The sequence below is a fragment of the Rhizobium sp. BK376 genome, assembly GCF_004341625.1.
Lineage (GTDB): Bacteria > Pseudomonadota > Alphaproteobacteria > Rhizobiales > Rhizobiaceae > Rhizobium.
Genome location: NZ_SLZG01000004.1, coordinates 509755 through 517642, shown reverse-complemented (window position 1 = coordinate 517642; position 7888 = coordinate 509755). Strand labels below are relative to the sequence as shown.

Here is a 7888-nt window from a genome sequence, read left to right as displayed (position 1 = left end):
CGAAACTCCAGAGCGAGGCAGTTCGTCGCCAGCAGCGCCGCCGCCCTCGTCAGTGATCGGGCTTATAGACCCTACCCAACGAACTAGTCAACAGCGCCAAACAAAGTTTTTTGACATTTTTGTAACATGCTGTTTTCGTTGATCTTTTTTCTGCACAATCACAAGCCTCCCAGTACTCACCTCCAAATGAGTAGGAATCCGGGTACCGTTTTCTATCTGATGCGCCGCTCGGTAGGGAGATAGCGTTCGGAGACGCCAATTCAATCCTCGCGCCTCTTCTCCATATTGCGCTGAGGGCAGCATTCGCTAGTTTGCGCTGTCGCCGGACATAGGGAAAGAACCGGCATTCTGGAGGCTCGCCATGTTGGTACTCGACCAAGACGCAACCCGATCCGCCCTCCCCTGGCCTCAGCTGATCGCCGCGATCGCGGACATGTTTGGAGGCGACTGCGTCATGCCGATCCGCCATCACCATGAGGTGGAGGTTCCGGGCGAGCGTTCCGCAACCCTTCTCCTGATGCCTGCCTGGGTGCCTGGCCTATATGCAGGGATCAAGATCGTCTCGGTCTTTCCGGACAATACCACACGTGCACTCCCGGCGATCTTCGGCACCTATCTCTTATCTTCCGGCAAAACGGGTGAGATGCTGGCGGCCATCGACGGCGGTGAGCTGACGGCGCGGCGGACAGCGGCGACTTCTGCGCTCGCGGCCCGTTATCTCGCACATCCCGAGGCGGAAGAGCTTCTTATCTGCGGCACAGGGCGGCTTTCACTTAATATGATGCAGGCGCATGCGCAGGTGCGACCCCTCAAACGCTTCCTTATCTGGGGCCGCAACGGCGACAGCGCCCTGAGAATGGCCGACGAGGCCCAGGCTCTGGGACTGAATGCGCAGGCCGTCAGCAATCTGGAAGCAGCGGCAGGGAGCGCCGACATCATATCCTGCGTCACACTCTCCAGCGAACCGCTGGTAAAAGGCGCCTGGTTGAAGCCCGGCGCCCATCTCGATCTCGTCGGCGGCTTCAAGCCGGACATGCGCGAGACCGACGATGTAGCGATCGGCCGGGCGACCGTCTTCGTCGATACGCGGGCGGGAGCCGTGAAAGAGGCGGGCGACATCGTCCAGCCGCTGAAGAGCGGTGTGTTGAAGACACATGACATTCGTGCCGAACTACAGGATCTGATAGGGGGTGCTCACTCCGGACGCTCCGGCAGCGAGGAAATCACGCTGTTCAAATCGGTGGGTGCGGCGCTAGAGGATCTGGCAGGCGCCATCCTTGCCTATGAACATGTCACCGGTGGGCTGAAATAACAGGTGGACTGAAATAATAGAATGACGATTTCTCTTCCGGAGCTTCCGGTCTCGCATGTCCTGCCCGATATTGCCGAAGCGCTGGCGAGCGCGGGCCGGGCGGTGCTCTCGGCCCCGCCAGGTGCGGGCAAGACGACGCTCGTGCCGCTTCATCTTCTTGGCGCTCCCTGGCGCGGCGACGGCCGGATCATCCTGCTTGAGCCGCGGCGGCTTGCGGCACGGGCGGCAGCGGCGCGGATGGCCTCGCTGCTTGGCGAACAGGTCGGAGACACCGTCGGCTACAGAATGCGCCTCGACAACCGCATTTCGACCCGGACCCGGATCGAGGTGGTGACGGAAGGCGTGTTTGCGCGGATGATCCTCGACGATCCGGAGCTTGCGGGTGTGGCCGCCGTCATCTTCGATGAGTTTCACGAGCGGTCGCTGGATGCGGATTTCGGGCTGGCCTTGGCGCTCGACGTGCGGTCGGCGCTGCGCGAGGACCTCAGGGTCCTCGTCATGTCGGCGACGCTGGATGTGGAGCGCGTGGCCGCCCTGCTCGATCATCCGCCGGTCATAGAAAGCATGGGCCGCAGCTTTCCGATCGATATCCGTTATCAGGAGCGGCCGGCCGGCGAGCGGATCGAGGATACGGTGACGCGCGCCATCATAGAGGCTCATGCTACGGAGGCGGGTTCCATACTCGCTTTCCTGCCGGGACAGGGTGAAATCACCCGTACGGTGGAGCGGCTGGAAGGCCGTTTCGATCCTTCGACCACGATCACGCCGCTTTACGGCAATCTCAGCCAGAAGGAACAGGACGCGGCGATCAGGCCTGCGCCGACCGGCTTGCGCAAGATCGTGCTGGCGACCTCGATCGCCGAGACCTCGATCACCATCGATGGTGTCCGCATCGTCATCGATAGCGGCTTGCAGCGGCTTCCCGTTTTCGAGGCTTCGACGGGGATCACGCGGCTGGAGACGGTGCGGGTGTCGCGCGCGTCGGCCGACCAGCGCGCCGGCCGTGCCGGCAGAACCGAGCCGGGCGTTGCCGTCAGGCTCTGGCATCAGGGGCAGACGGCAGCACTGCCGGCGTTCACGCCGCCGCAGATCCTCTCCAGCGATCTTTCGGGACTGGCGCTCGACCTTGCTCATTGGGGCGTTCAGGATCCGGAGACCCTTTCCTTTGTCGATCAGCCGCCGGCGACAACGCTCGGAGAAGCGCGGGCATTGTTGCGCCAGCTCGATGCGCTCGACGACGACAATATGCTGACAGTCCATGGCCGGCTGATGCGTGACCTTGCCCTGCCGCCGCGGCTGTCGGCCATGGTCATATCGGCAGCGGAGATCGGCCAGGGGCGTGAGGCGGCGCTGCTTGCGATTTTGTTGACGGAGCAGGGGCTGGGCGGCCCCAGCGTCGATCTCGAAGACAGGCTGCGGCGCTTCAAATCTGAAAAAGGCGAGCGGGCCGAGGCGTCACGGCGGCTGGCGGGACGGCTGGCGGCTTCGGCGGGAGCGAAGGACCCCGGAGCAGCGGGCGCCGTGACGGCCGGCCAGTTGTTGCTGCATGCCTTCCCGGATCGAATCGCGCTGCAGCGCGGAGGCCGCGGGCGGTTTGTCATGGTGAATGGACGAGGCGCCGAATTGCCCGAGACGGAGCGGCTTTCCGGCTCGACGATGCTCCTCATAGCCGACCTGACCGGCCGGGCAGCGCAGGCGCGCATTCTGGCGGCGGCGGAGATTTCCCGCGGCGATGTCGAGGCCTATCTGCCGGGCGCGATCAAGACCGAAGAGCAATGCATCTTCGACAGGGCAAGCCGGCAGGTGCGGGCGCGGCGCGTCACGCGGCTCGGCGCCATCATCTTCGACGAGACGCCGCTGCCCCAGCCCTCGGGCGAAAGGGTTGCGAAGGCGCTAGCCGAGGGCATTGCCGATCTCGGGCTCGACGTCTTGCCCTTCTCCAAGGACGCGGCGCAATTGCGGGACCGGATCGGCTTTCTCTATCGGACGATCGGCGAGCCCTGGCCCGACATGGGAGACGAAGCCCTGCTCCAGCGGCTCGACGACTGGTTCGTTCCGTTTCAGGCGGAGGCGCGCGGCCTCTCGGATATTTCGTCCGGTGGGTTGTCAAATGGGCTGATGTCGCTGGTGCCTCACGAGTTGCAGCGCGAACTGAGCAGGCTGGCGCCGACGCATTTCGAAGCGCCCACGGGACAGCGCCATCCGATACAATATGACGGAGAGGAGCCGACACTTACGATCCGCGTTCAGGAGCTCTTCGGGCTGAGGGAACATCCGGCAGTCGGCGGCGGACGGCTGCCGCTGCTGCTCGAACTGACCTCGCCGGCGCACCGCCCGATCCAGACGACCCGCGACCTGCCGGGATTCTGGGCCGGGTCCTGGAAGGATGTGCGCGCCGATATGCGGGGGCGCTATCCGAGACATCCCTGGCCGGACGATCCGGCAGGGGCTGCCCCGACGACAAGAGCAAAGCCGCGTGGTACATGATGGACATGCAGTGGCTTCGCAGAGGATTCGGAATTATTACTGAAGCGGACGCAAAGGCGCCGCACGACTACAAGACCAGCCGGAGACTGCGTCTGCAGACGATCGTTCGTCTGCGCTGGCTCGCCGTCGGTGGCCAGACCGTGACGGTTGCGATCGTTGCCTTCTGGCTGAAATTCCCGCTGCCCCTGATGCCGTGCTGCGTGCTGATCGCATGCCTTGCCTGGATCAATTTCTTCCTGACACTGCGCTATCCGGCGACGCACCGGCTCGAGCCGCCGGCAGCCTTTGCCCTGCTCGGCCTTGACCTGCTTCAGCTTTGCGGATTGCTGTTTATTACCGGCGGGCTTGCCAATCCCTTCTCGGTGCTCGTCTGCGTGCCCGTCATCATATCCTTCGCCTCGCAGCCGATCCGCTACAGCATGGTGCTGATCGTGCTTGCGATGATCTGCATCACGGGACTTGCCTTCTCGCCCTTTCCCCTCCCCTGGTACGGCGGCGTCGAAGTGAATGTTCACAGCGTCATGCAGCTCGGCGTCTGGTGCTCGATCGCGTCCACAATGGCATTCGCGGCCTTCTATGCGTATCGCGTGTCGATGGAAGCAGGCCAGCTTGCGGAGGCGCTTGCGGCAACGGAGCTTGTACTGCAGCGCGAGAAACACCTTTCCCAGCTCGATGGACTGGCGGCAGCCGCCGCCCACGAACTCGGCACGCCGCTTGCGACGATCAGCGTCGTCGCCAAGGAGATGGAGCGGGAACTCAGCCATGACGAGCGCTACCGTGAAGACGTGGCGCTGCTTCGAAGCCAGAGCGAGCGTTGCCGCGACATTCTCCGCCGATTGACGACGCTGTCCTCCGATGACGAGGCGCATATGCGGCGGCTTACTCTCTCCTCCATGATGGAAGAGATCATCGCGCCGCATCGCGAATTCGGCATCAATCTCGAGATTATCGAGAAAAGCCCCCGTTCCGGCGAGCCGATCCTGAGCCGCAATTCGGGTATCATGTACGGGCTCGGCAATCTCATCGAAAATGCCGTCGATTATGCACGCAGCAAGGTGACTGTCACGGTCGAGTACAACCCCGAACTGCTAGTCATCGTCATCGAGGACGACGGCAACGGTTATTCGCCGGATGTTCTGACGCGGATAGGCGAACCTTATGTGACCAGCCGGCAGCGCGACGATACGGCAGGCGGGCTCGGCCTTGGTCTCTTCATCGCCAAAACCTTGCTGGAGCGATCAGGTGCGGTGCTCAACTTCGACAACCGCGACCCGGAAACGCCGGGGGCGAGAATTCGCATCGAATGGCCGAGAATGTTAGTAGACAGTAATTCGACAAATTGATTTTGGCGGCTTACAACAAGTTCGTTGAAGAGCAGCAGTTTATGCAGGCGGAACATGCCGCCGGGATTGTGTAGGATGATTGACATGCATGAAGACACGCAAGCCGCGCCGATATCGGGCGGCAGCGTCGAGGATCACATCGGCCCCGACAAGACATTGCTGATCGTCGATGACGACGGGCCTTTTCTGCGCAGGCTTGCACGTGCCATGGAAACCCGCGGCTTTGTCGTCGAAACCGCCGAATCCGTCGCGGAAGGCGTTATCAAATCCAAGTCTCATCCGCCGAAATATGCCGTGGTTGACCTCAGGCTCGGCGACGGCAACGGCCTCGACGTCATCGAGGCGATCCGCCAACGCCGCAGCGATACCCGCGTCATCATGCTGACGGGATACGGCAATATCGCAACCGCGGTTACAGCCGTTAAGCTTGGCGCCGTCGACTATCTCTCCAAGCCCGCCGACGCGGACGAAATCTATTCGGCGCTGACGCAGCGGCCTGGCGAAAAGGCGGAAGTACCGGAAAATCCGATGTCGGCCGACCGGGTCCGCTGGGAACATATCCAGCGCGTCTATGAAATGTGCGAGCGCAACGTCTCGGAGACCGCACGCCGGCTCAACATGCATCGCCGGACGTTGCAGCGCATCCTGGCCAAACGCGCGCCGAAGTAACGACCCTTATTCGATCGGGAATGGTTTGCCGCTGGCCCACTCGGCCATCAGCAGCCGCTGGGCTGCCGCGCGCGAGAAATTCAGCGTCACCGATTTGCGCGTCGCAGGCGGCAGGCGATGCTCGGGCGCCTCGCGGATCATGTAAGCGCCATAGCCATCCGACAAGAACAGCCCGCAATCTTCCGGGAAGATATCGAGCGGCACGTCCTTGTGCGTCGCAAAGAACAGCCGGTCGCAATGCAGACGGTATTCGGGCCACTTTCGGTCGACCCGGAAGTCCTCGATCGACGTCTTGATCTCGACAATCCAGATTTCGCCCCTATCCGACAATGTGATCAGATCAGCGCGGCGGCCGCTGGCAAGGGACAGTTCAGGCAGCACCGCGTGGCGCATCTCGTGAAGCAATATCTGCGTTCCACGACGTACCATCATTGCTCGATCGGACTGCCGTCCGTCTATTAACGGATTGTTATTGTAAACGTTCAAAATCGTCATGATTTGCGGTCTGTTCCGGGCATGTCTTGTTGCAAAAAAGCCATGCGAATCTTAATTGCGCCGATCACGAATATTTGTGGCGCCACTGCGGCTTGCAAAGGCGATTCTAATGGAAAATAAACCTTAGTGAAAGACGTTCGAAGCGTCGCGATATCCTCCCTAAACAAAACCAAAGAGACTGCTCATGCGCCTCCGCAATGCAATGACCGTATTCGGCCTTGTCGCTACGCTCGCCGTGGCCGGCAATTCCGCCATGGCTGCACCACTCAGCTCGGCTGCCGCTTCGGCAGAAACGCTGAAGACCTTCGACAGCGATTATGGCGTCGTCACGGATTCCGGCTTCTCCCTGCCGGCGATCCCGATCCAGAAGGTCAAGCCGGAATTCCGTCGCCAGATCGTGAAGTACGATTCCGATGAAAAGGCCGGCACGATCATCGTCAACACCCGCGAGCGTCATCTCTATTACATCCTCGGTAATGGCGAAGCGATGCGCTACGGCATCGGCGTCGGCAAGCAGGGCTTCGCCTGGTCGGGCACGGCCTACGTTGCCTGGAAGCAGGAATGGCCGAACTGGCACCCGCCGAAGGAAATGGCTGTTCGCCGTCCCGAGATCGCAAAGTTCGTCGACGACGGCATGAACCCGGGCCTCGAAAACCCGCTCGGCGCCCGCGCCATGTATCTCTACAACGACAAGGGCCAGGACACGCTGTTCCGTCTGCACGGCACGCCGGAATGGGCCTCGATCGGCACCGCCGCTTCCTCGGGCTGCATCCGCCTGATCAACCAGGACGTCATCGACCTCTACAGCCGCGTCCTGCCGGGCCGCGAAACCAAGGTCGTCGTGATCCAGTAATTGCTGGACGCTTCCATAAGAAGGCCGCCGAGAGTGATCTCCGGCGGCCTTTTTTGTTTTTCGAAGCGCATCCGCTGGTGGGTGCGGCTCATATCGAGCTTGAATCACAGGTATTTAGAGCGGTAAAGCTCAATCGAAATCACAATTATTGATTTTGACAATCCAATCGTCATCCAGGTTCAAAAGCGCTTCAGCAACCTCGATATGGCCTTTTGCGACAGCCAGTGCTGCGGCTGCTGAGAGCACCATCGACTGATCCCAGGCCTCGTTGCGATGGATGCTTACACATTCAACCAATCGGCCTATTGCACTATGATAGTCATCAAGGTCTGGCGTTGGAATCTCAGGTCCCCGACCGGCTACGCGAGCCACCTCAATGGCAGCCGGCATATGGTAAAAGGACGAGTCGATTGGTCCAGTCGACCTGGTAGCCATATCTACAAGGTGCGGAACGGCTGCATAGGATGCCGTGTAAACGTCGCCTTGGTGGCATAGGCTCGACCACAGCGTAAACCAAGGTTCGTCCTGCGCACCTGACTTAGGCTCGCGCGATGCTTTAAGCTTACGCAACAGTTCCGGAATGTCACCTGCCCTGCCATAGGCGTGGCCCAAATCATTCCAGCGCGGATCATCAAGCGAAAGCATATCGTACCTTACCCCCAGCGCGCAGCCGTCAATATGCGCGAGTGCCGCTCAATACCCATTTATGAGTTCACGACCTAGATGGCG

7 protein-coding genes are annotated in these 7888 nt (G+C 61.3%); 5 read left to right on the top strand and 2 right to left on the bottom strand.

Features of this window, described 5'->3' with window-relative positions; translation table 11 throughout:
* Window positions 1-361: 361 nt before the first annotated feature.
* From EV561_RS14480 to EV561_RS14465, 4 genes are all read left to right on the top strand, one after another.
* Entirely contained in the window at window positions 362-1312 is a 951-nt protein-coding gene (locus EV561_RS14480) for an ornithine cyclodeaminase family protein (RefSeq protein WP_132522591.1), read from the top strand.
* A gap of 21 nt (window positions 1313-1333) precedes the next feature.
* On the top strand, window positions 1334-3799 hold the full coding sequence (hrpB, locus tag EV561_RS14475) for an ATP-dependent helicase HrpB (protein ID WP_132522589.1): 2466 nt from the start codon (window positions 1334-1336) through the stop codon (window positions 3797-3799).
* A gap of 5 nt (window positions 3800-3804) precedes the next feature.
* The gene (locus EV561_RS14470) at window positions 3805-5142 is read left to right on the top strand and encodes an ActS/PrrB/RegB family redox-sensitive histidine kinase (RefSeq protein WP_132522638.1); all 1338 of its coding nucleotides are present in this window, start codon (window positions 3805-3807) and stop codon (window positions 5140-5142) included.
* A gap of 84 nt (window positions 5143-5226) precedes the next feature.
* Window positions 5227-5811, top strand: a complete 585-nt coding sequence (locus EV561_RS14465; protein WP_132522587.1) for an ActR/PrrA/RegA family redox response regulator transcription factor — start codon at window positions 5227-5229, stop codon at window positions 5809-5811.
* A gap of 6 nt (window positions 5812-5817) precedes the next feature.
* Here EV561_RS14465 and EV561_RS14460 read toward each other — a convergent pair whose 3' ends face one another.
* The gene (locus EV561_RS14460) at window positions 5818-6306 is read right to left on the bottom strand and encodes an MmcB family DNA repair protein (protein WP_132522585.1); all 489 of its coding nucleotides are present in this window, start codon (window positions 6304-6306) and stop codon (window positions 5818-5820) included.
* Window positions 6307-6490: 184 nt separating this feature from the next.
* On the opposite strand from EV561_RS14460, the gene EV561_RS14455 reads away from it, so the two are divergent.
* On the top strand, window positions 6491-7159 hold the full coding sequence (locus tag EV561_RS14455; RefSeq protein ID WP_132522583.1) for a L,D-transpeptidase: 669 nt from the start codon (window positions 6491-6493) through the stop codon (window positions 7157-7159).
* Window positions 7160-7288: 129 nt separating this feature from the next.
* On the opposite strand, the gene EV561_RS14450 is transcribed toward EV561_RS14455, so the two are convergent.
* Window positions 7289-7804 (bottom strand): hypothetical protein, encoded by a 516-nt coding sequence (locus tag EV561_RS14450; protein WP_132522581.1) that lies wholly within the window; start codon window positions 7802-7804, stop codon window positions 7289-7291.
* Between the last annotated feature and the right edge of the window lie 84 nt (window positions 7805-7888).

Excerpts from the sequence above, each read along its gene's own strand:
- EV561_RS14465 (WP_132522587.1), top strand. The coding sequence starts at position 5,227 with ATGCATGAAGACACGCAAGCCGCGCCGATATCGGGCGGCAGCGTCGAG.
- EV561_RS14450 (WP_132522581.1), bottom strand. The coding sequence starts at position 7,804 with ATGCTTTCGCTTGATGATCCGCGCTGGAATGATTTGGGCCACGCCTAT.
- EV561_RS14455 (WP_132522583.1), top strand. The coding sequence starts at position 6,491 with ATGCGCCTCCGCAATGCAATGACCGTATTCGGCCTTGTCGCTACGCTC.
- EV561_RS14470 (WP_132522638.1), top strand. The coding sequence starts at position 3,805 with ATGCAGTGGCTTCGCAGAGGATTCGGAATTATTACTGAAGCGGACGCA.
- EV561_RS14460 (WP_132522585.1), bottom strand. The coding sequence starts at position 6,306 with ATGACGATTTTGAACGTTTACAATAACAATCCGTTAATAGACGGACGG.
- EV561_RS14480 (WP_132522591.1), top strand. The coding sequence starts at position 362 with ATGTTGGTACTCGACCAAGACGCAACCCGATCCGCCCTCCCCTGGCCT.
- hrpB (WP_132522589.1), top strand. The coding sequence starts at position 1,334 with ATGACGATTTCTCTTCCGGAGCTTCCGGTCTCGCATGTCCTGCCCGAT.